Source organism: Alteromonas oceanisediminis (assembly GCF_018474025.1).
Taxonomy (GTDB): Bacteria; Pseudomonadota; Gammaproteobacteria; order Enterobacterales; family Alteromonadaceae; genus Alteromonas_E; species Alteromonas_E oceanisediminis.
On record NZ_JAHCTA010000005.1, the window covers coordinates 148,564 to 170,235 of the forward strand.

Here is a 21,672-nt window from a genome sequence, read left to right on the forward strand (position 1 = left end):
TCTGATTAGATAAGCACTTAGCTTGTTAGCATCTGGCTCTTGGTTCTTTACTATTAGGTTTTCACTACTCATTATGTCCAGCGTTATTCAGCCAAGGAAATCCGTTTGAAGACAACAATTAAAGACGTCGCAAAGCTTGCTGGCGTTTCTTTCAAAACGGTATCGCGCGTTATTAATAACGAACCTTCCGTCAAATTAGAGACTATCGAAAAGGTCAATCAGGCCATTGCGCAGTTGCAGTATCAGCCGAATACAGCTGCTCGCAATCTGGCGGGCACAAAAAGCTATGCGATTGGTTATGTGTACGATAACCCGAATGCTTACTACATCATTAATATGCAAAATGGCATACTCAAAGCCTGTCAGGAAAAAGGCTATGAACTCATCATTCACCCCTGTAATGCCCAAAGCCTGTCAGTCACCGAAGAGCTGATGCGCATGAGTCAACGCTCTCAGTTGGCAGGGTTAGTGCTTTCTCCACCACTATCTGAAATGGCACCGGTCATGGATGCATTAGATGCAGTGAGTATTCCTTATGTGAGAATCGTTTCTGGCAGTGCAACGAAGCGAAATCATCGCCCTTGTGTCTTTGTTCATGATAGAGACGCGGCGCGTAATATTGTGGCGCACATGGTGTCGTTAGGGCACAAGCGCATCGGCTTTATCTCTGGAGACAAGGGGCACCGCTCAACCGAAGAACGAAAACAAGGTTTTCGTGAGGCATTGGCCGAAAGCGGTATCGCTTACGACACCAAGTTGGAGATTGATGGGACTTACTCTTTCGAAAGTGGCGTAAAAGGACTGAATAAGCTTTTTGAAAGTGAGCACCCACCAACCGCTATTTTCGCGTGTAACGATGAGATTGCCTCGGGTGCGCTGTTTGCGGCGCGATTAAATGGTATCGACGTGCCGAGTCAACTGGCCATCGCGGGGTTTGAAAACAGCCCCTTCTCGCGGCAAACTTGGCCTAAGCTTACCACTGCCGCACAGCCTACTGATCAAATTGCGCGCCAAGCGGCAGAGCTTCTGATCAGTGAAATTCAAAAAGAACGCTCAGGTAAGCAGCGTTCAGAGCCCGTTTCTCACGTGCATTTCCATCCTGAATTAGTTGTACGCGAGTCAACATTCTTGCCGGAGTAAATGTATGCAACCTATCCAATCGCTGGTGATTGTTGGTGGTGGCACGGCCGGTTGGCTAGCCGCTGCTTACATGGCAAAAATGTTGCCGCAAAAGCGGCAGCAGCCGGTTGCAATCACCCTGATTGAGTCACCGGACATACACACCGTCGGTGTAGGCGAGGGTACGTGGCCAACAATGCGCAAAACGTTGTCGCAAATAGGCATTTCAGAAACGTGTTTTATGCGCGAGTGCTGCGCCACCTTTAAACAAGCTTCTAAGTTTGTCAACTGGGGAGGAAATAACGAGTTTTACTATCACTTATTCGATGCCCCCTCCCTTAATTGGCCTCTCAACCCGGTGCCGCATTGGTTAGCTCAATCGCAATCACAAAATGCCAGTTCCTATGCCGATGCAGTCTCTCTGCAGCAGCAAGCCTGTGAGCTGAACTTAGCGCCGAAAATGATCACGACGTCAGAATATGAAGGACTACTTCACTACGCTTACCATGTAGACGCCGGAAAATTTGCGCAATTGCTGCGAGATGTCGCAGTGGATGAGCTCGGTGTTACGCACTTCAAAGCGAATGTGGTTGAGGTAACGTTGAGCGATCACGGTGATATCGCCGTTCTGCAAACCGACAAGGCGGGCTTGGTTAAGGGTGATTTGTTTATCGATTGCACGGGTTTTGCCTCACGACTGCTAGGCGGCGCGTTGAACGTGCCTTTCATTGACTATGACAACATTTTACTCACAGACCGTGCGGTTGCCATTCAGGTTCCCTATGAAACCCCGGAAGATCCTATCAAGCCTTACACGCAGTCGACGGCACAAGACAGTGGCTGGATTTGGGACATCGGACTCACACACCGCAGAGGGACCGGCTACGTGTACAGCTCGGCTCATTGTACGGATGACGAAGCACAAGATACATTGCGCAGCTACTTAGGAAAATCCGCTGATGGGCTTGACGCTCGGGTGTTACCGATCCGCAGCGGCAGGAGAGAACGTGTATTTGCCAAAAATTGCCTGGGCATAGGGCTGTCCGCCGCCTTTATGGAGCCACTGGAAGCCAGCGCGATTTTTTTGATCGAAGCGTCCTGTTATATGTTGGCCGACATGTTTCCGGCCTCGCGAGAGGAAGTGGATTACACCGCAGCGCAATTCAATCAGTCATTTGCCTATCGATGGGACAAAGTCGTTGAATTCATTAAGCTCCACTATGTGCTATCGGAACGGAATGACTCACCGTTCTGGCGGGCCAACAAAGACCCTGCAACCTGGCCGAAAGGATTGGCTGAAAAGCTTATGCGTTGGAAAACAACACCACCCAGCCAGTATGAATTCAGCCACGCATTCGAGCCTTTTACTCGCGAGAGTTATGAATTTATTCTGTATGGCATGCAGTCTCGACATGCGTTAACAACACAGGCTAAACACTATGGCTTGCAAAGTTCAATCGCTGACGAAGCCTTTGCTGCGATAGCTCAACGTAAACATAATTTGAGTCAGCGGTTGGTCTCCCACAGGCAGCTACTCGAACGATTATCTCGCAGTCATTTCCCGCAATCTGTATAACGGACGATTGACTTATCGAGCGTCGGGGAATTGTTGTGCTAGCGCATGATAGTGTGCTTGCGCTGCGGCTGTGCCGTCGTTACCTTCACCCTGCAATAACGGTTCGCTGGCGTAGCCTGTACCAGCCAGTAGGCAATACCAACTCGGGCGTAAATAGGCCAGCTCAGCCGAATGCTCTGCTAATATGGGCTCGATCGGTTGTTTGGAGCGCCAAGCGGTTAATATTGCCTCAAGTCGATTTGATACCGGAGTATCTTCACGGTTCACGCGCCAGTAATCTGTATCTGTGCGCGAGTTGGTTTTATAGTGCGCCACAATATAATCACGCACACCATCAAATAGTCGGTTAATCTGCTGGTTGATTTGTTTTTTTGTCATTGACTGGTGTCTTAAATCAGCGCCGTGCTGCTCAAGCCCGCTGGCAAGCAAGTCGATTGAGAACTGCACGAGCATTAACGCAGTTGCCTCCAATGGCTCAATGAATCCTTGCGACAAACCAATCGCCATGCAATTTCGTTTGAGGTGCTCAGTGCGCCTGCCGACACGCATGTTAAGATGTCGGCAGGAAGTATTGTCGCTTAGCGAAAGCCGTTCTCGTAGTGTCGTCTCGGCCTGCTGTGGCATGCAAAAATCTTGACTATATACGTAGCCATTGCCCTGCCGGGACGTTAGTGGGATCTGCCACATCCAGCCGTGTGCTAACGCTTCTGAGCGAGTTTCAGTTCGCCGACTCACGTCATTAGGCGTTTGAATTGCGACCGCGGCGTTATTCAGTAAGTTGTCGGCAAAACTGACGAACGGATCCTGTAGCGTTTGTTCAATCAGCAGCCCGCGAAAGCCACTACAATCCACGAAGAAGTCCGCATGCAAACGACCGTGCTCAGGGCTGAGAACGGCACTAATCTCCACATGGTCACTGGTTTCCACACTGTTTACCGTACCGACCAAATGTGTGATACCGCGCTTAATACCTAATGTGCGTAAGTAATCGCCGAGTTTGCCGGCATCAAAGTGATAGGCGTAATCTAATGTGGTGTTCAACGCGGGTGGCGCAATCGGGGCTTTTCCTAACGCGGAAAGATAGGGCGCGAGAAAGAAATGCTCGGGCTGTGCGTTGACGTTGATACCGCGTCGGCGCTGATTGGCCTGAGTGAAGAATTGATCGCCGTGGGGTAAGTCCAGCGCTGAATAAAATGGGTGGTAGTAACTTTGGTAGCCTTGCACTGTTGACCAATCAGGAAAGCGGATACCGCACTTATACGTAGCATCGCAATGTGGCATCCAATCGGCTTCATTGACATTAATCGCGTGAAAAAATTGTCGAATAAACGGTGTGGTGCCCTCGCCAACACCAATTGTGCCGATGGTGTCAGACTCAATCAACGTAATGGAGCAACGCTGTGCTAGGCGAGCTTGAAGCATCAGTGCACTCATCCAACCGGCTGTTCCACCGCCCACTATCACCAGTGAAACGGGTGAGGGTTGCTCCTTCATAGTCATACCTTTATTTAAAAAGTGGTGTAAACCCGCGTTATTGCAGGCAATTGTAAGGATTTAATCCTGTCGCTGTAAATATTTTGTAAAAAAACCTTGATGACAACGGTGTCAGCAATTAGTATTGATCAAAATGACAGCGATGTCATTTTACTTGACTTAGACTTCTGGGACTACTTATGAACAACAATAACTTATCTAAAGCAAAATATTCTGCACTCACCATAGCAGTGCTGAGCGCACTGTCTATGCCCGCTGCCCTTGCTCAAGAGACGCCGAGCGATGAGCAAAACATTGAAAAAATTGAAGTACGAGGGTTTGCTGCATCACAGCGGGAAAACCTCAACGAAAAACGATTTTCTGATAACGTTGTCGACGTAATCAGTGCAGAAGATCTAGGTAAGTTCCCTGACAAGAACATCGGTGAGGCATTGCGCCGCCTTCCCGGTATCGCGTTGAATAGCCGTTTCGGCGAAGGTGAGAGCGTCAGCATTCGTGGTCTGTCTCCTTCATTAAGCTTAACTACCCTAAATGGCCAGACGCTAGCCGCTGCCCAATGGTTTGAGGGCAATGCGCCAAGCCGTGGTTTTCCTGTTGATTTGTTAGCCGCTGAGTTAGTGTCTTCGTTAAGTGTCTTTAAGTCGCCACAAGCTAACATTGATGAAGGTTCGATTGGCGGTAGCATCGATATTGAAACGCGCAAGCCGCTGGATCTGGATGCAAACGCCTTCTTCGCTACAGCGGAAGTGCAGTACAGTGAATTAGCCGAAGAGTTCGACCCACAACTGTCAGGCTTATACAGCTGGAAAACAGAGGACGAAACCTTCGGTATTCTGGTCAATGTGAGTAGCCAGAAGCGCACCACAAACCGCGAGAACATGGAGAATTACCTGTCTGCGCCCACTACCGTGTTAGATGGTAGCTCGGACGCGACTTCGGCGACCTGGGGTGCTGGCTCTGCGTTGTTCCAACAAGAGCGTGAGCGTGAAGCGTACAACGTGACCATGCAATATCAGCCAATGGACGAATTAGAGTTTACGCTGTCTTATCTGCGCTTCGAAATGGAAGCGAATAACCTTAACTCAAACTACCTCACCATTCCGGGTCGCATTGATGGCATCCGCAATGTTACTGAACAAACCAGCGGCGGTTTAGCGTTAAAACATGACATTAACGTAGCGGATGCTGAGTACTTCTTTGGTCCTGATACGTTTTTCCGTCAGTCTAAGCCAACCAATGACATTATTGATCTTGGTATGGTGTATGAGCAGGATACCTATACCGTTAAAGCGCGATTAGGAAAAACCTCGGCAGATAACGACATCTATATTTGGGGCCTGTCCGGCAAAGTGGGGGCAGAGCATATTGAAACAGGGCAAGTATCGCCTGATGCAACACAAACACTCGATCTCACCGGTGGACGTCTGCAACAGTCATTCACCAACTTCGACCCCGCCGATCCGGCGTCTTACCCAGCCGTTGCTAACGGAGCGCGTTTACGCGTCGAAGAAACTGACGAAACCTTTGCTCAACTTGATGCGATTTTTAATACTGATATTTCAATGGGTTGGGTGGATGTGCACGCGATCCACGTGGGTGGAAAGTATAAGTCGCATGAGAAATCACTTGATCAGTATCAGTTTGCAGATGAATGGGCACAGTTATTCGACACGCTCAATGTCGAAACCTATGCGGATTTACCCACCACCGTGGAGTCAGGTTTATTTTCTGAGCAGGCAGGCCCCAATTCGTTGACCACATTGCCGATCTTCAACATGGGCGACATTTTGGCGTTTGGTGGCAGCAGTATTCCGAACGATGTTAAAGCGGCTTCACGTCAAGACCGTGGTGCATTTTACCTGATTGAAGAGGACATACTGGCTGCCTACGTGATGGCTGAATTCTCGGGTGAAAACTTCCGAGGTAATCTCGGCCTGCGTTATGTCGATACACAACTTGATTCGACCGGTTGGCTACAGGAAAACGGTGCTTTCACTACCATCGGTACAGAAAATGGTGATTATGCTGAGGTGTTACCTAGCTTCAACTTAGCCTATAACATCAATGAAGATTTGATTTTCCGTGGTGCATTGTCGAAGGTCATTGCACGCCCTGATTATGGTCAACTGGCAGGTGGTTTATCGATTATCGAGGAGTTCAGAACAGGATCGGGCGGTAACCCGAACCTTGAACCCTGGAAAGCCAATCAGTTGGATGCGGGCCTAGAATGGTACTTCGATAGCGCGTCTTTGTTGTCGGCTACGTACTTCTTTAAAGACATTGACTCCTATATTTTTGTGACATCAAGCCAGGAAAACGTACCGGGCTTCGACCAACCCTTTGAGATTACCCGCCCGCGTAACGGCGGCTCTGCAGACCTCAGTGGTATTGAGTTTAGTTTCCAAACTGAATTCGGCTATGGATTTGGTATTGTCGCCAACTATACCTACACCGACGCCAAGGTTGAACAAATCGACGGCGAGGAAGGTTTCCTCCCGGGTAACTCTGAAACCATGTGGAACGTCACTCCCTACTGGGAAAATGACATGTTCGAAGCGCGCGTGATGGTCAATCATCGCGGTAAGTACTTCGAAGGTTTCAATCGTGGTTCAGCGAACTTTATCGACGATTTCACGTCTGTCGACGTTGCCTTCACGTATCACGTGAACGATCACATCGACATTAACCTTCAAGGGTTAAACGTGACCAATGAGTTGTGGACCGCGCGCCATTCACAAGACGCTTTTGATGGCACGTGGCGACAACTGGCTGAGAATGGAGCGCGCTGGTTCGCCGGTGTGAATATCCGTTACTAAGCCACTTTATGTGTGTCCGCTGGCCTTAACGTTGATGAAGGGAATCAGGTAACAATCAACCGCAAGGACTTTTTTAGGATGGCCATTGGCCATCCTTTTTTTTACTCGACGCTCTGTTTGTAAAGCGCGAGCGCCTTTACATTATCTTGCTTACGTTCGCTGATGTTTGCCAGCAAACGCAAACGTTCCTGCGACGGCTCCAGCTTAACCGCTTTTTGCAACGCTTTCTCTGCCAGAATGTCGTTGCCGCAATTACATGCGATGTGCCCCAGCGTGGTTAATAACTCAACATTGTTTTCATCGCTTTTAAGCCAATGCTCAATTAACTTAACCGATGGACTGGGGTTGGGTAAACGCAACTGCTTAAATAGCGGCAGTAACTGCGGTACTTGCCCACTACTTTGCCACTCCACGAGATGCTTTTGTGCGTCTTGATGCATGCCCTGATCCAGCAATTGTTGCACGTAGGCCGCTTGCTTGGCCGGGTCGCGCCGCACTGATCGGGGGAGTTGATGCCAATGTTGCATCAATTGATTGGCCCCTGATTTACTCGCAATCTCAGCAAACTCACCTTGTGCAGCCTGCCGCGCCCAGAGGTGATAGTCTTCACCTAGTGGACCGCGCCATTTTGGCAGCTTCTGCTGTATATCTTGCCAGCGGCCGGCTTGCGCTAATGCCAATATCCACAAATTAACAATTGAACGGCGCTGTTGTTCTTTTTCGGAAAGACTTTCAATGACATCGAGAGCCTGATGAGGCTGCTCATCCTTCACAAACTGTTTTACGATACACACTTTTGCGGCGTAATCGGCGCGGGAATCGTCCGCAGCGCGTTGCCATAATTTATGCGCTCGCTCTGTTTGACCTTGCTCTGCCGCTACTTGACCTGCGGCCAATAAGTTAACCCCATCAAAATCGCCGTCGTGCGTGCGGCTTAGCCACTTATCAGCGCGCACCAGGTCGCCTTCGAAATAAGCGGTGATCCCTTTAAAATAAGCACGATTAACGCGACGTGAACTGAGGCTGCCCAGCCAGGTTTTTGAGCCACCAAGGACTCGGTAAAGTCGTTTAACCAGCCATTCCAGTACTAAAAACACAACAATCGCAGCAAGCACCATAAACAATGCTGCTATCACGCTGGTTTCGATAGTGGTATTGCCCATCGCGATCAATACGTAACCTTTTTCACCGACCAGAGAAGGGCCGACAATCATTGCCACGACAATCGCAATAAGCAGGAGTATTACCATGACCAAACGACTCATACGCTATTCTCTTTGTTGCTGAATAGGCGATTTATTCTGTCATCGAGCTTGTCGGTAAGCGGCTGCTGCGACATCAATTTGTCAGGATATGTTTTGCTGATATCGGTTTGCTGAAGATTTTGCAGCGCTGCTGAGAATTGCTCAACTGAGATATTAGCCAGTTCAAAATTATCAATCACAATCTGAAGGGCGCGTTGCAATGATTGTTGATACAGCGTTGATTCACCTGAAAGGGCGGCGGCACTCGCTTGGGATAACGCAAAGCGCAGCTGCTCTCTAACCAGCCATTGTGCCTGTTCGGACATCAGCGGTTCTACCGCGGTTTCGCGATGACGGATGCTGATAAAATCATCCATCAGCGAACGCCACACTCGCGTCAAATTTTCGCGCCAATCGGAGAGTGATTCTGAGGGTGCTTGAACCTCCGCGTTATCGGTTGGCTCAGGCAATTTCAACGTTGCAATCGGTAGGTTATCCACCTGAGGCATCATGCCTGAAATCGACAGCGCCACAGAGGTAGTAGAGACTGGATTGAGCTGTTGCAGGCGCTGAATGTCTTGCGCCAGCAACTTTCGAATAGGTAACAGTGAGGCATCGTTCAAATCAGCGATGCGTGCATCAGCTGCGGCGAGTAACATCAGTGCACTGCGCTCATCTTCTTCAAGCCATAGTTTGCGGCCCGCCAATCGCACTAGGTAGTCTGCTTCAGCCAATAGCCAATCGGCGGGACGACGACCTTCGAGCTCAGTAAAAAGTTGGCGCAGTTCAGACAGCTCGCCCCGTAAATTAGCAACGTCGGTTTCAGCATTGGCGCGCGCTGCTTCTGCAACCTGCTTCGCTTCGGTAGCAACGCGTTCACTGTTCGCCACTGCGGCAAGTTTGTCGCGCAGTTGTTGTTGCGTTTGCTGTAAAGACGAGACTGCCGCCTGTTGCTGGGGAATGGCGTCAACCAAGTTTTGTGTCGCTACACGCTCCGCCTGAAAATGTGCGAAATAAAACCAACAGCCCGCACCTATCAGTGCAGCCAGCACAATCAGGTTAAATAACGTTAGCGCCCACAAACCACCCGTCTTTGCAGGTTTCACCGGCTCATTTTGCACCTCGATAAGATTATTTGATGGTAGATCGTCAGGACGTGACATGCATTACTCCGTAATTTGCTGTAAACACTTTAGCAATGCCGCGTCAGTTGCGCCAGCGCTTATGTAAACCTCTTCAATACCATAACCTTTGGCAATCTCGGCATTTCGCTGACTCACTACGACCCACGGTAGCTGTTTAAGCTCATTGTTCTCTGGCACGGCGAGCAGCAACGAAATGGCCTCTCCATTAGTCACAATGACGCCAGATAATGCAGATTTGATGTGGGGTGATAATCGCGGCTGCGGATGACATTCGCTACGCGAGTAGACCGCGGCTTCGTGGACTATTGCGCCGCGCTTCCTGAGAGTATCTGACAGTATTTCCCGCCCGCCCTGACCTTTAATCAACAGCACTGAGCATGCGTGCATGGACTCAAGCTCCGACATTGCCAGAATACCTTCAGCCGACGCCGCCAGAGGGCGTAGGATCGGTGTTTGACTGAGTTGCGGTAACGCTTGCAATTTCTGTTGTGTGGTTACACCCACAGCAATGATTGAATTCGCTAATGTCACCGGTTCGCTTTCATTACGCATTGCTCGGGCTAACCCGTCAACCGCATACTGGCTGGTAACGATGGCGTGATCAAACGCCTGCCGCCGTTGGCGAATGAGACTGTGTAATTGGGTAATCGCCTCAGGCTCAAGAACTATATCCTGCACGGCGTAAGGCGCCACTGAAATGCCAGAGCGCGTAAAAAAATCTGCGCTGGCTTTGACACCTGACTGGGGGCGAACTAACAAGTACATGCGTTAAGGAATGTTATTGCAGCTTGGCGAGGATCGCATCAGCGCCCTGTGCAATCAACGCATCAGCAACCTGTTCGCCAAGAGCCTGAGCATCATTCACATTGCCGGTCGCTTCCGCATACAATAGCGTCTTGCCATCCACACTACCGACGAGTCCGCGAAGCCACAGTTGTTCGTTCGTTAGCTCAGCGAAGCTGCCGATCGGTACTTGGCAGCCGCCCTGCAAACGGGCATTCATAGCGCGTTCCGCGCTAACTCGATAATAGGTTTGTTGATCTTGGAGAGGCTTTAGCAGCGCGATCAGTTCATCAGCATCATCGCGGCATTCAATACCCACTGCGCCTTGACCTACGGCAGGAAGGGATTGTTCAGCAGGCAGTGTATAGCGAATTCGAGGGTGCATATTCAGACGGATAAGACCTGCGGCGGCCAGAATGATGGCGTCGTATTCACCATCATCCAGCTTTTGAAGCCGCGTATTCACGTTACCGCGTAAATCCTTTATTTGAATATCCGGGCGATAGTGGCGAAGCTGGCACTGCCGGCGCAGACTTGACGTTCCGACGATGGCTCCATGCGGCAAGTCATCGAGGTGAGCGTAATCATTTGAGACAAAGGCATCAAATGGGTTTTCGCGCGCACAAATAGCATGCAGGCTGAATCCGTCAGGAAACGCCACCGGGACATCTTTCATCGAATGCACCGCAATATCAGCTTTGCCTTCCATCATGGCGATTTCAAGCTCTTTGATAAATAACCCTTTTCCACCGATTTTAGCCAAAGGTGTATCGAGTATCTTGTCGCCCTGAGTCGACATGGGCACCAAAACCACCTGAATATGAGGGTGATGTTGCTCCAACTGAGCTTTTACAAACTCCGCTTGCCACAGCGCCAAGGCACTCTTGCGAGTCGCTATCCGAATGGTTTTATCAATAGTCACAGCAGTCCAACGTCAGTCAATCAATGTGACACTAGTTTAACTGAAAAAAGACTTTCAAGCAGCCAGCGTGGAGCGTTTAAGTGCTCTGAGTAAAACCCATTTACTCGGCAGGTAAATCAACCAGCTTGGGGTAGTGTTGGTCGGCTTCCTGAATAAACTGTGCGGTATTTGTACGCCATTCCTTCATGACACTCTTGCTGTAATTGAGGTAAAGCTTACCATCGAGGATGGTAAACGCTTCTTCATCGACGCCGACTAAGCGACCATCTGACATCGCATAAGCGCAGTAACCGCCGTACTGCGGTGCGTATTGAGTCGGATTGCCAACAAATAAATCCATATGCTCTTGCGAAGAGAAATACCAGTCTGCACCTCGCCACGACGTCATAAACTCGTCGGACCCTTCTACCGCTTTATCTTGTGTGAAGTAAGCCACGGTATCGTAGCCATAAATAGCTTTGTTGTTAAATGTACCGGTTTCGATCGGGTCATCGGCCAGCACCGTGGCCGAGCTTACTAATAATGCAAAGAGTGCGATAACGCGGGAAATCAGGGCGAAGCGTTTCATGGTGGTTCCTTAATTAAATTCAATCATCAACATGGGATTAAACCGGTCGACTGTTAAAAAAATTTCACCACAGGTCGTCATAGCCTGCCCCGAAGCGCTAAATCGCGCTTACAAATTAATTCAGTGTTAACGTGTTACGCAGCCATTGCGAGATATCTTGTATTTCCTGAGCACACACATTGTGTTGCATTGAATACTCTTTCCAATCGGTTTTAAAGCCAAGCGAAGTCAGCGACTTGAACGCCGCATGGCCTAAGAATAATGGCACTACCTCGTCTTGCTGGCCGTGGCAGAGCAGCATCGGGGTGTTGATATTGGCTTGCGTGTGTTTGTCGGCCAGTTTCTCGGGCTCGGCCATGTAAGTGGACAACGCCAAAACACCTGCGAAAGTGGTCTTTGAACGCGTCGCTAAGTGTAGTGCAATGACACCCCCTTGTGAAAACCCAGCGATAATGATGTTTTCGGCACTGATGCCTGCATTGATTTCGTCGTCGATAAGCTGCTCAACCTGTGCCGCAGAGGCTTCAACACCGGTAATATCCGCACGAGAGTCAAAGTCCAGACTTTTAATGTCATACCACGCCCGCATCGGCATGCCGTTATTAATGGTGACTGGCCTGACCGGTGCATGCGGAAAAATAAAACGCACACCCGCATTCGCAGGTAATTTCAGTTCAGGAACTATCGGCGCAAAGCCATTTCCTGAGTCACCTAACCCATGCAGCCAAATCACGGTCGCTCGATGCGTACCTTGTGCTGGCACATCGACAAAGGGAAGTCTTTCTTCAGTCATAATCGATTTTACTCAGTTAAGCTTGCGAGAGTTTAACGGGCGTTTCTGCCTGTTTGCTGGTGGCTTCATCAATAAACTGCCAAAACTCTGCACCACTGCGTTCGTCAATCCATTGCTCGCCTTCAAGATTGAAGTGGTGACCGTTGTACTTGGTCGCCACCCAGATTTGGTGGAGAGGAGGTTGTTTGTTCATGATGATTTTACTGCCGTTAGTGAAAATCAGCGTTAAGATCCCTTCAGCGCTTTCGTAGTCAATATCAAGTTCCGTTTCATCCAGTGCATCTAACGCTTCTTCAATCTGCAAAAATATTGCATCGACTCGGTTGTCGTACTCGGTATCGTTCATGTTGGTTGTCATCTCACGTTTTTTCTGGGTCTATGCTAACATTGCCGCAGTTAATATCACTAGGGCTGATTGCCCCATTATCAAATAGTTGGCGATACTTGCTATGGTTCAATTGCTGGGTAACCTATTTATCTTGTCGGCGCCGTCTGGCGCTGGCAAATCAAGTTTAATCAAGGCGTTGCTGGAAAAACATTGTGGCAGCGACCCCCTTGCCTCAAAAAGCATGCGCGTATCGGTGTCTCACACCACGCGAAAACCGCGTCCGGGTGAAGTCGATGGTGAACACTATCACTTCGTCGATCGTGAAGCTTTTGAACAACTTATACAAGAAGGTGCATTCTTCGAGTGGGCTGAAGTGTTTGATAACTACTATGGTACGTCACGTTTAGCCATTGAAGATACGTTATCGCGAGGCGTTGATGTATTTTTAGATATCGATTGGCAAGGCGCTCGGCAGGTCAAAGCGCTGATGCCAGACGCTGTGGGAATATTCATTCTTCCGCCTAGCATCAGTGTGTTGCGTGACCGGTTGGACTCACGCGGCCAAGATAGTGACGAAGTGATCCAAGCGCGAATGCAAAAAGCGAAAGATGAGATGAGTCATTTTAACGAATTTGATTACATGCTGATCAATGATGATTTTGAAACGGCACTCGTTGGGCTAGAAAACATTGTTTTCGCACAACGTGAAAAAGTCAGTAATCAACGATTGCGACATAGCGATCTGATTTCCGATCTGCTGGAATAAAACGCTACCGTCTGTATAAAGCTTAGGCTATACTACGCGACCTTTTTTTCAACAATCGCAAAAACGGAGAACGACATGGCTCGCGTTACAGTTGAAGATGCCGTAGATCAAATTGGCAATCGTTTTGATTTAGTACTAGTTGCTGCACGCCGTGCACGCCAGCTCGCGACAGAAGGCAAAACGCCACTCGTCGATATGGGCAATGACAAGCCAACCGTGACCGCATTGCGCGAAATCGAGCAAGGTTTGGTCACAGCCAAGACGATTGAAGCAGAAGAGATGCGCGATCAGCAGCATCAAGACGAAGTTGAGTTTCAGTCAGTGGCGAATATCCTCGGCGAATAAGCATCGTTTCAAGCACTGATAAACGCCAGCGAATATGCTGGCGTTTTCATTTGGTAATTTGCGTCGTTCACCGTATTCTAAGCATATAACCTCCTCAGAGTCGCTACTAACACTGTGTATTTGTTCGAAGGCCTACAAACTAAACTAAAGCTTTACTTGCCAGAAGCGCGAGTGGCGTTAGTGCGCGATTCTTTTGTGGTCGCGCGCGATGCACACGAAGGACAAATGCGTTCCAGTGGAGACCCATACATCACTCACCCCGTCGCCGTCGCTGGGATCCTTGCCGATATGCATATGGATCACGAAACCATCATGGCGGCGCTAATGCACGACGTTATTGAAGATACATCGGTTGATAAGCAGCAGCTCAGTGAGCAATTTGGCGAGGTGGTTGCCGGGTTAGTTGAAGGCGTTAGCAAGCTCGACAAGATTCAGTTTAATAGCAAACAGGAAGCGCAGGCTGAAAATTTTCGAAAGATGATGATGGCTATGGTGCAAGATATCCGTGTCATCCTGATCAAATTGGCCGACCGTACTCATAACATGCGTACACTAGGGTCACTGCGCCCGGATAAACGCCGGCGAATAGCGCTCGAAACGCTCGAAATCTATGCGCCTATTGCGCATCGATTGGGGATCCACGATATTAAAAACGAGCTTGAAGACCTCGGCTTTCAGGCAATGTATCCAATGCGCCATCGCGCACTCAAATCGGCCGTTGTGCAGGCTCGCGGAAATCGCAAGGCGGTGATTGAAAATACCCGCCAGGAACTCAACACGCGACTCGAAGAATACAGCATTAATGCGTCTGTGATCGGGAGAGAAAAACACCTTTATAGCATTTACCGAAAAATGAAGAACAAGGAGCTGATGTTTAACGAGGTGATGGACATTTATGCTTTCCGCATAGTCGTCGATACCGTCGACAATTGTTATCGCTCGCTCGGTGCAATGCACTCGCTATATAAGCCTATTGAAAATCGTTTTAAAGACTATATTGCCATTCCGCGCACTAACGGTTATCAGTCCCTGCATACCTCCCTGATCGGCCCTCACGGTATCCCGGTTGAAATCCAAATCCGCACTCAGGAAATGGATCAGATGGCGGATAAAGGCGTAGCCGCACATTGGCTGTATAAAGAGGCTGGCGAATCTGATACCACGGCCCAACTACGCGCACGTAAATGGATGCAATCGCTGCTTGAACTGCAACAAAGCGCGAGTTCATCGTTTGAATTTATTGAAAGTGTCAAGACAGACCTATTTCCTGATGAAATCTATGTGTTTACGCCCGATGGACGGATCATTGAATTACCCATGGGATCGACCGCGGTGGATTTTGCGTATGCCGTGCATTCGGATATCGGTAACACCTGTGTAGGGGTGCGTGTTGAACGTCGGAATTACTCGTTGAGTAAACCGCTGGAAAACGGTCAAACGGTAGAGATTATTACGTCGCCACGTGCCAAACCCAACGCGAATTGGCTTAACTTCGTGGTAAGCGCTCGCGCACGAACGCGCATTCGCCAATATTTACGTCGCCAGCAATCGCAAGAAGCGGTAAATATGGGCAATCGGCTCCTGCGCCACGCGCTCGGCAGTGTGAAGCTGGATGAGATCGCCGCTGATGATATTCAACGGGTCGTTGCAGAAACCAAGCATGAAACGTTTGACGATTTGCTCACCGACATCGGTTTAGGCAATGAGCTTAGTGCCATTGTTGCACGCCGCTTATTAGGCGAGGGCGCTGACTTGCCTGAGAAGAAGGGCAATGTGCCGATCCGCGGCTCCGAAGGGTTATTGGTGCACTATTCGCAGTGTTGTTACCCTATCCCAGATGATGAAGTCGTGGCCATTTTGTCGCCAGGGCGCGGTATGGTTATCCACCAGACCGGGTGTACAAATATTCGCAAACTCAGCCGTGAGGAACCTCAGCGAGTACTGCCCATGCAATGGGAAGTGGATGCCAAGGGTGAATTTAAAGCCTCGCTACGTATTGAGTTATTTAATCATCAAGGCACATTAGCAACATTAACCAATACGATTGCCAGCTGCGATTCAACGATTATTGGTCTGCAAACCGATGAAAAAGAAAGCAACATTTACTATATTGATTTGCAACTGACAACGAAGAACCGCGTCCACCTTGCGCAAATCATGCGAAAAATTAGGACGATGCCTGAAGTTCAACGGGTATCGCGCCACAGCAAACTGAAAAAGCGCGACACGCAATGATCGAGTGGCCGCTGCGCCACCCCCATTTAATCAATGAATTTAAAGGAAAATCCATGTCAAAAGCGATAATTCAAACAGATCGTGCTCCTAAAGCGATTGGTACTTACAGTCAGGCGGTTAAAGCCGGTAACACGGTGTATTTGTCAGGTCAGATCCCCTTGGTTCCAGACACGATGGAAATGGTGTCTGATGAATTTGCCGGGCAAGCCGAACAGGTGTTCAAAAACCTTCAGGCCGTGTGCAAAGCCGCGGGTGGCAGTATGCAGGATTTGGTTAAGGTGAATATCTATCTGACCGATTTAAGCAACTTTGCAACGGTTAACGACATTATGAGCCAATACTTCTCTCAACCTTACCCAGCGCGGGCCGCGATTGGCGTCGCGGCGCTGCCAAAAGGTTCGCAGATTGAAATCGATGGTGTCATGGAGTTACCGGAGTAACACCATGCAAATGTCAGCGGAGCGCAATGCGCGTATTCGAGAATTACTCAAAACACGCCAGCCAGATTTGACGGTATGCCTAGAAGAGGTGCATAAGCCACATAATGTGGCTGCCGTTGTGCGTAGTTGCGACGCCGTGGGTATCCATGAAATTCACGGTGTTTGGAGTGCTAAAAACGCAACCCGCAAAGGCACCTCCATGGGCAGCCAGGTATGGGTCAAGCAGCGCCCGCACGCGTCTATCGGTGACGCGGTAAACTATCTTAAAGGTACAGGAATGCAAATTCTTGTGACTAATTTAAGTGACTCAGCTGTTGATTTTCGCGACGTGGATTACACCAAGCCGACAGCGATTATTTTGGGTCAGGAAAAAAGTGGTGCAACCGAAGAGGCGATCGCTCTGGCCGACACTGATATCGTGATCCCAATGGTGGGCATGGTTCAATCCTTAAACGTTTCTGTCGCGGGGGCGCTTGTGCTTTATGAAGCACAGCGCCAACGCACGATTGCGGGTTTGTATGACACGCCTCGGCTGTCTGAAACTGAGTGTCAGCGCGTACTGTTCGAGGGCGGCTTTCCGCGTTTGCACAAGGTGTGCGCGCGTAAGAAAATGGGTTATCCAAGAGTGGATGACGAGGGCCGTATCGTTGCGGATGAGCAATGGTGGCAACAGATGCAAATGTCGGTTAAAGAATTCGCTAAAACAACTCATCTGTGATCGCGTAACGCGATTAAATGAAATTTTGTAGCGGCTGTTTAGGTCTCTACCAATGAATTTCACTTACTGAGTAACGTTATGAAAAAACACCTGTTGTCTCTCTTATCTGCCGTCGCCGGAATCAGTCTCCTTGTGTCTGGCTCTGCACTGGCACTCGATCGCGCTCAAATTGCTGATGCTGCTGAGAATGTCACTCCATTGCTGAATGGCCAGCCTGCGCCCTCTGCCACGCTTAAAACAGCGGATGGAGCACCAGTAAGCCTGAAAGCGTTGACCATGCAGAAGCCTAGCATTGTGTTGTTTTACCGCGGCGGATGGTGCCCTTACTGTAATCGCCAGCTGGCTGAGCTTAAGAATATTGAAAGCGATTTGATTGCACTGGGTTATCAAGTATTAGCGATTTCACCAGAGTCACCCACACGTCTACAGGAACAAAAGCTCGAAACCGAATTTGCGGTAACGCTGTTGTCTGACGAATCTTTAGATACCATCCGCGGCTTCGGCGTGGGCTTCTACGTTGAAGATGAAACCACTAAGTTGTACAAAGAAAAAATGGATGTCGATTTGACCCAAGATACCAATGCTAAGTCCGTTTTGCCTGCACCCGCTGTCTTTTTCGTGAACACCGACGGTTTAATTGAATTTAGTTACGTCAATCCAAACTACCGTGTACGCCCTTCGGCTGAGTTATTGCTAGGTGCCGCCAAGGCGCTGAAAAAAGCCTCTGATTAATCTTCGTTATATTGTCAATTCGCGCCTTGGCCTGTACTTAGCCTGACCTGAGTACGGCTAGGCGAACTGCCCTAAGTCGGCTACACTAACGCATCAGACGTTTTCGAGACTGAGTTATGCGCGCCTTCTGTTGTCTTTTCTTACTGTTCGGATCATTGCTAATGGCGAGCACGCTATCCGCTGCCCGACCCATTGCTGAGCAGGCTGTTGATATCCGCCCACTGTTGATTGGGCAGTTCGTGCCTGATGTCACCGTAAAGACCACCTTTGGCGGGGATATCTCTCTACTGAGTTTGATTGAAAAGAAGCCTGCTATCGTCATTTTTTACCGTGGTGGATGGTGCCCCTATTGCAGCCGCCAACTGGCAGGACTGGTCGAAGTCGAGCAACGCATCATTGATTTAGGCTACCAAATGATTGCTATTTCGCCTGATTCCCCCACCCGCTTAAATCAGCAACGCACCGATACACCGTTTGAAATGACCCAATTGTCAGATAGTGAATTAAACGCTATTCAAGCCTTTGGCCTAGGCTACTACGTGGATGATGCGACGGTGCAAAACATTAAAGGACAATTGGGCGCAGAGGTTGTTTCGTTGGCGGGAGAATCACAAGTGGTGCTGCCTGTACCGGCCGTTTATGTGGTGGACACCACAGGATTAATCCGTTTTGCTTACGTTAATCCCAATTTTCGTCAGCGTATAAATCCGCAGTTGTTGTATCAAGCGGCCAGGCTGTCCCGATGAGTGTGCGGTAACCTCAATGCCGGTACTTGCTACATCTCCTATCACTGAGCTCAAAGGCGTTGGCGCTAAAGTTGCTGAAAAGCTGGAAAAAATTCAGATTAAAACGGTGCAGGATGTGCTCTTTCACCTTCCCAGTCGTTATGAAGACCGCACGCGCATTTATGCGATATGCGACCTACAACCCTTTCTGCATGTCAGTGTTCTAGGAGAAGTTACCTCGACTTCGGTACAGTTCGGCCGCAAACGCATGTTAACCACGCGTATTAATGACGGCACGGGCTCAATCACCTTACGTTTTTTCCACTTCACGGCAGCACAAAAAAATATGCTAGAGAAAGGCCAGCAAGTGCGTTGTTTTGGCGAAATCCGCACAGGCAAACATGGCCTTGAAATGATGCACCCAGAGTTCAAATTGATTGAAGCAGATAAAGCGCAATCTGTTGAGGAAAGCTTAACGCCGGTTTATCCGACAACGGAAGGGATTAAACAACTAACGTTGCGGAAGCTGACGGATCAAGCATTAGCTCAATTGGGCGCTGGCGCGCTCGATGACATTTTACCCAGCGGACTGTACGAGCAGCAGTTAAGCCTACATGAAGCGCTATGGGTAGTGCATCGACCTACCCCCGACATTTCGATAGACCTTTTAGAAGCCGGTAAACACCCTGCGCAGCAACGCTTGATCCTTGAAGAACTTCTGGCCCACCACCTGAGTGTGTTGAAAATGCGTAAACAGGCGCAACAGCTCGCCGGGTTTGCCCTACCATCAAGCCAACAACTGCAGGCCAAGCTCTTGAAGTGCTTGCCGTTTTCTCCCACGGCTGCGCAGCAGCGGGTATTGTCAGAAATCCAAACTGACCTACGCAAACCCATCCCGATGATGCGTTTGGTGCAAGGTGATGTTGGCTCTGGCAAAACACTGGTCGCCGCACTGGCAGCATTGGAAGCCATGGAGGCTGGCTTTCAGGTGGCGATGATGGCACCAACCGAATTGCTGGCTGAACAACACGCGAATAACTTACGCGGTTGGTTTGAGCCGCTCGGGTTGCGTGTCGGCTGGCTTGCTGGCAAGTTGAAGGGGAAAATGAGAAACGACACACTGGCAGCGCTAAAGGCCGGCGAGATCGACTTCTTGGTCGGAACCCATGCGATTTTCCAAGAGAGTGTCGATTACGCCAATCTTGCTATGGTGATTATTGACGAGCAGCATCGATTTGGCGTTCATCAGCGCTTGGCTTTGCGTGAGAAAGGCAAAGTGCAAGGACGTTATCCTCATCAACTGGTCATGACAGCGACACCGATCCCGCGAACACTCGCGATGACGGCCTATGCGGATTTAGACACTTCCATTATCGATGAATTGCCGCCCGGCCGGACGCCGGTAACAACGGTGGTTATCCCGGATACGCGCCGTATCGACGTGGTTGAACGCGTGCGACAGGCCTGTGTGAATGATGGGCGTCAAGCTTACTGGGTGTGCACTTTGATTGACGAGTCGGAGGCCATCCAGAGTCAGGCGGCAGAAGAAACCGCTATCGCCTTGCGAACGGCACTCCCTGAGCTGAAGGTTGGTCTGGTACATGGGCGACTCAAGGGCAGCGAAAAGCAGGCGATCATGGCGCAGTTCAAGGCTGCTGAAGTGGACTTGTTAGTTGCCACCACCGTGATTGAAGTGGGCGTTGACGTACCCAACGCGAGCTTAATGATTATTGAAAATCCGGAGCGCCTCGGCCTTGCACAGTTGCATCAATTGCGCGGGCGCGTCGGGCGTGGCGCCATCGAGAGCCATTGCGTATTAATGTATCAAAGCCCGTTATCGAAAACCGCCAGTAAGCGGCTGGCGGTGCTGCGTGAATCGAATGATGGATTTTATATCGCACAACAAGATCTGGATATTCGAGGGCCAGGAGAGTTGTTAGGTACTCGGCAAACTGGAATCGCTTATCTCAAAATTGCCGACATCGTGCGCGACGCACCTTTAGTGCCACAGGTGCAATCATTGGCTGAGCAGGTATGGCGTGAGTTCCCTAGTCATGCGCAAGCGCTGATCAATCGATGGCTAGGTTACAAGGAACATTATGGCAACGCCTAACGAAGCTTCGATTCCTATTGAGATTGCCTCAGGCTTTATACAAGACTCATCGTTCTCAAGTCGTATGGATGTGCTTTTAAATGGCGCTGCATGGCATGTGGTTGACCAAATCCATGACGGTGTGGGGCTGGTTTATCATCCCGATGGGCTGGCGCTACGCAATGCAAATACGCCTGCTCAGAGTGATATTAGAATTGACTTTATGTCGTCTGCACTGGCATTTCGAAAAGCCAAAGGCGGCGGTAAAGGCGAGTTACTCGCGAAAGCCATTGGCATAAAAGGGGCTTCGGATTACACCGTGATTGATGCGACAGCCGGTTTCGGTACGGATGCATTTGTTCTTGCCAGCGTGGGCTGCTCAGTAATCCTGTTCGAGCGTTCGCCATTAGTCGCCGCGCTATTAGACGACGCATTGCAGCGTTTGCACGCCGATCCGCTAGGCGCATGGCTGGTGCCACGGCTGAGTTTGCACAAAGGAGATTCGAAGACCTTGCTCAATAACTATTGTTGTGATGACCAGCGCCGACGCCCAAACGCGATTTATCTCGATCCCATGTTTCCTCACCGTAAAAAGTCTGCGCTGGTTAAAAAAGAAATGCAGGCATTACAATCGTTATTAGGAGTTGACCCAGACGCCGATGATTTACTCGCACCCGCGATGGCTCTGGCAACTGATCGCGTTGTGGTCAAACGGCCTTCGTCTGCGCCTTTTTTAGGCGGGACCAAACCGAATATGTCAATGAACAGTAAAAAGCATCGGTTTGATGTCTATCTTGTGTCGAAGATGTCGCAGCATTAACACGATATCCA

The 21,672-nt window shown here is 49.6% G+C and carries 20 protein-coding genes; 12 read left to right on the forward strand and 8 right to left on the reverse strand.

Translation table 11 applies throughout. The features are described 5' to 3' along the window. The first annotated feature begins 105 nt into the window (after nt 1-105). Both KIU71_RS10235 and KIU71_RS10240 read left to right on the forward strand, forming a co-directional pair. Nucleotides 106-1,140 carry a LacI family DNA-binding transcriptional regulator gene (locus KIU71_RS10235; RefSeq protein ID WP_214131182.1) on the forward strand — a complete coding sequence of 345 codons (1,035 nt, stop codon included), beginning with the start codon at nt 106-108 and terminating at the stop codon, nt 1,138-1,140. A gap of 4 nt (nt 1,141-1,144) precedes the next feature. Beyond that, nucleotides 1,145-2,695, forward strand: a complete 1,551-nt coding sequence (locus KIU71_RS10240; RefSeq protein WP_214131183.1) for a tryptophan halogenase family protein — start codon at nt 1,145-1,147, stop codon at nt 2,693-2,695. Nucleotides 2,696-2,707: 12 nt separating this feature from the next. Here the strand turns inward: KIU71_RS10240 and KIU71_RS10245 are convergent, their stop codons facing one another. Beyond that, nucleotides 2,708-4,189 carry a tryptophan halogenase family protein gene (locus tag KIU71_RS10245; RefSeq protein ID WP_214131184.1) on the reverse strand — a complete coding sequence of 494 codons (1,482 nt, stop codon included), beginning with the start codon at nt 4,187-4,189 and terminating at the stop codon, nt 2,708-2,710. A 179-nt stretch (nt 4,190-4,368) separates the two neighbouring features. Here KIU71_RS10245 and KIU71_RS10250 point away from each other — a divergent pair, with 179 nt between their 5' ends. Continuing rightward, nucleotides 4,369-7,005 carry a TonB-dependent receptor gene (locus tag KIU71_RS10250; protein ID WP_214131185.1) on the forward strand — a complete coding sequence of 879 codons (2,637 nt, stop codon included), beginning with the start codon at nt 4,369-4,371 and terminating at the stop codon, nt 7,003-7,005. Nucleotides 7,006-7,106: 101 nt separating this feature from the next. Here the strand turns inward: KIU71_RS10250 and KIU71_RS10255 are convergent, their stop codons facing one another. The 7 genes from KIU71_RS10255 to cyaY all read right to left on the reverse strand — a co-directional run bounded on the left by KIU71_RS10255 (nt 7,107) and on the right by cyaY (nt 12,806). Next, nucleotides 7,107-8,270 (reverse strand): heme biosynthesis HemY N-terminal domain-containing protein, encoded by a 1,164-nt coding sequence (locus KIU71_RS10255; protein ID WP_214131186.1) that lies wholly within the window; start codon nt 8,268-8,270, stop codon nt 7,107-7,109. Continuing rightward, nucleotides 8,267-9,412 (reverse strand): uroporphyrinogen-III C-methyltransferase, encoded by a 1,146-nt coding sequence (locus KIU71_RS10260; protein WP_214131187.1) that lies wholly within the window; start codon nt 9,410-9,412, stop codon nt 8,267-8,269. The genes KIU71_RS10255 and KIU71_RS10260 overlap by 4 nt, the downstream gene beginning before the upstream one ends. Nucleotides 9,413-9,415: 3 nt before the next feature. Beyond that, entirely contained in the window at nt 9,416-10,159 is a 744-nt protein-coding gene (locus KIU71_RS10265; RefSeq protein WP_250207434.1) for a uroporphyrinogen-III synthase, read from the reverse strand. A gap of 13 nt (nt 10,160-10,172) precedes the next feature. Further along, nucleotides 10,173-11,093 (reverse strand): hydroxymethylbilane synthase, encoded by a 921-nt coding sequence (gene hemC, locus KIU71_RS10270; RefSeq protein ID WP_214131394.1) that lies wholly within the window; start codon nt 11,091-11,093, stop codon nt 10,173-10,175. 106 nt (nt 11,094-11,199) lie between these two features. Next, entirely contained in the window at nt 11,200-11,667 is a 468-nt protein-coding gene (locus KIU71_RS10275; protein WP_214131189.1) for a YHS domain-containing (seleno)protein, read from the reverse strand. A 115-nt stretch (nt 11,668-11,782) separates the two neighbouring features. Continuing rightward, nucleotides 11,783-12,460 carry an alpha/beta hydrolase gene (locus tag KIU71_RS10280; RefSeq protein WP_214131190.1) on the reverse strand — a complete coding sequence of 226 codons (678 nt, stop codon included), beginning with the start codon at nt 12,458-12,460 and terminating at the stop codon, nt 11,783-11,785. 16 nt (nt 12,461-12,476) lie between these two features. Further along, nucleotides 12,477-12,806, reverse strand: coding sequence for an iron donor protein CyaY (cyaY, locus tag KIU71_RS10285; protein ID WP_214131191.1), 330 nt, complete (start codon nt 12,804-12,806; stop codon nt 12,477-12,479). A 103-nt stretch (nt 12,807-12,909) separates the two neighbouring features. Here cyaY and gmk point away from each other — a divergent pair, with 103 nt between their 5' ends. The 9 genes from gmk to KIU71_RS10330 all read left to right on the forward strand — a co-directional run bounded on the left by gmk (nt 12,910) and on the right by KIU71_RS10330 (nt 21,661). Next, on the forward strand, nt 12,910-13,554 hold the full coding sequence (gene gmk / locus KIU71_RS10290; protein WP_214131192.1) for a guanylate kinase: 645 nt from the start codon (nt 12,910-12,912) through the stop codon (nt 13,552-13,554). A gap of 75 nt (nt 13,555-13,629) precedes the next feature. After that, nucleotides 13,630-13,899 (forward strand): DNA-directed RNA polymerase subunit omega, encoded by a 270-nt coding sequence (gene rpoZ, locus KIU71_RS10295; protein ID WP_214131193.1) that lies wholly within the window; start codon nt 13,630-13,632, stop codon nt 13,897-13,899. A gap of 114 nt (nt 13,900-14,013) precedes the next feature. Beyond that, nucleotides 14,014-16,134, forward strand: a complete 2,121-nt coding sequence (gene spoT / locus KIU71_RS10300; RefSeq protein WP_214131194.1) for a bifunctional GTP diphosphokinase/guanosine-3',5'-bis pyrophosphate 3'-pyrophosphohydrolase — start codon at nt 14,014-14,016, stop codon at nt 16,132-16,134. A 53-nt stretch (nt 16,135-16,187) separates the two neighbouring features. Continuing rightward, complete coding sequence (locus KIU71_RS10305; protein ID WP_214131195.1) at nt 16,188-16,574, forward strand: RidA family protein; 387 nt, start codon at nt 16,188-16,190, stop codon at nt 16,572-16,574. Between the two features lie 10 nt (nt 16,575-16,584). Then, nucleotides 16,585-17,292 carry a tRNA (guanosine(18)-2'-O)-methyltransferase TrmH gene (gene trmH, locus KIU71_RS10310; protein WP_214131395.1) on the forward strand — a complete coding sequence of 236 codons (708 nt, stop codon included), beginning with the start codon at nt 16,585-16,587 and terminating at the stop codon, nt 17,290-17,292. 78 nt (nt 17,293-17,370) lie between these two features. Beyond that, the gene (locus KIU71_RS10315; RefSeq protein ID WP_214131196.1) at nt 17,371-18,024 is read left to right on the forward strand and encodes a peroxiredoxin-like family protein; all 654 of its coding nucleotides are present in this window, start codon (nt 17,371-17,373) and stop codon (nt 18,022-18,024) included. A 161-nt stretch (nt 18,025-18,185) separates the two neighbouring features. Next, nucleotides 18,186-18,770 carry a peroxiredoxin-like family protein gene (locus tag KIU71_RS10320; protein WP_214131197.1) on the forward strand — a complete coding sequence of 195 codons (585 nt, stop codon included), beginning with the start codon at nt 18,186-18,188 and terminating at the stop codon, nt 18,768-18,770. 16 nt (nt 18,771-18,786) lie between these two features. Next, nucleotides 18,787-20,862 (forward strand): ATP-dependent DNA helicase RecG, encoded by a 2,076-nt coding sequence (gene recG / locus KIU71_RS10325; RefSeq protein ID WP_214131198.1) that lies wholly within the window; start codon nt 18,787-18,789, stop codon nt 20,860-20,862. Beyond that, entirely contained in the window at nt 20,849-21,661 is an 813-nt protein-coding gene (locus KIU71_RS10330) for a class I SAM-dependent methyltransferase (RefSeq protein WP_214131199.1), read from the forward strand. The genes recG and KIU71_RS10330 overlap by 14 nt, the downstream gene beginning before the upstream one ends. Nucleotides 21,662-21,672: the final 11 nt, after the last annotated feature.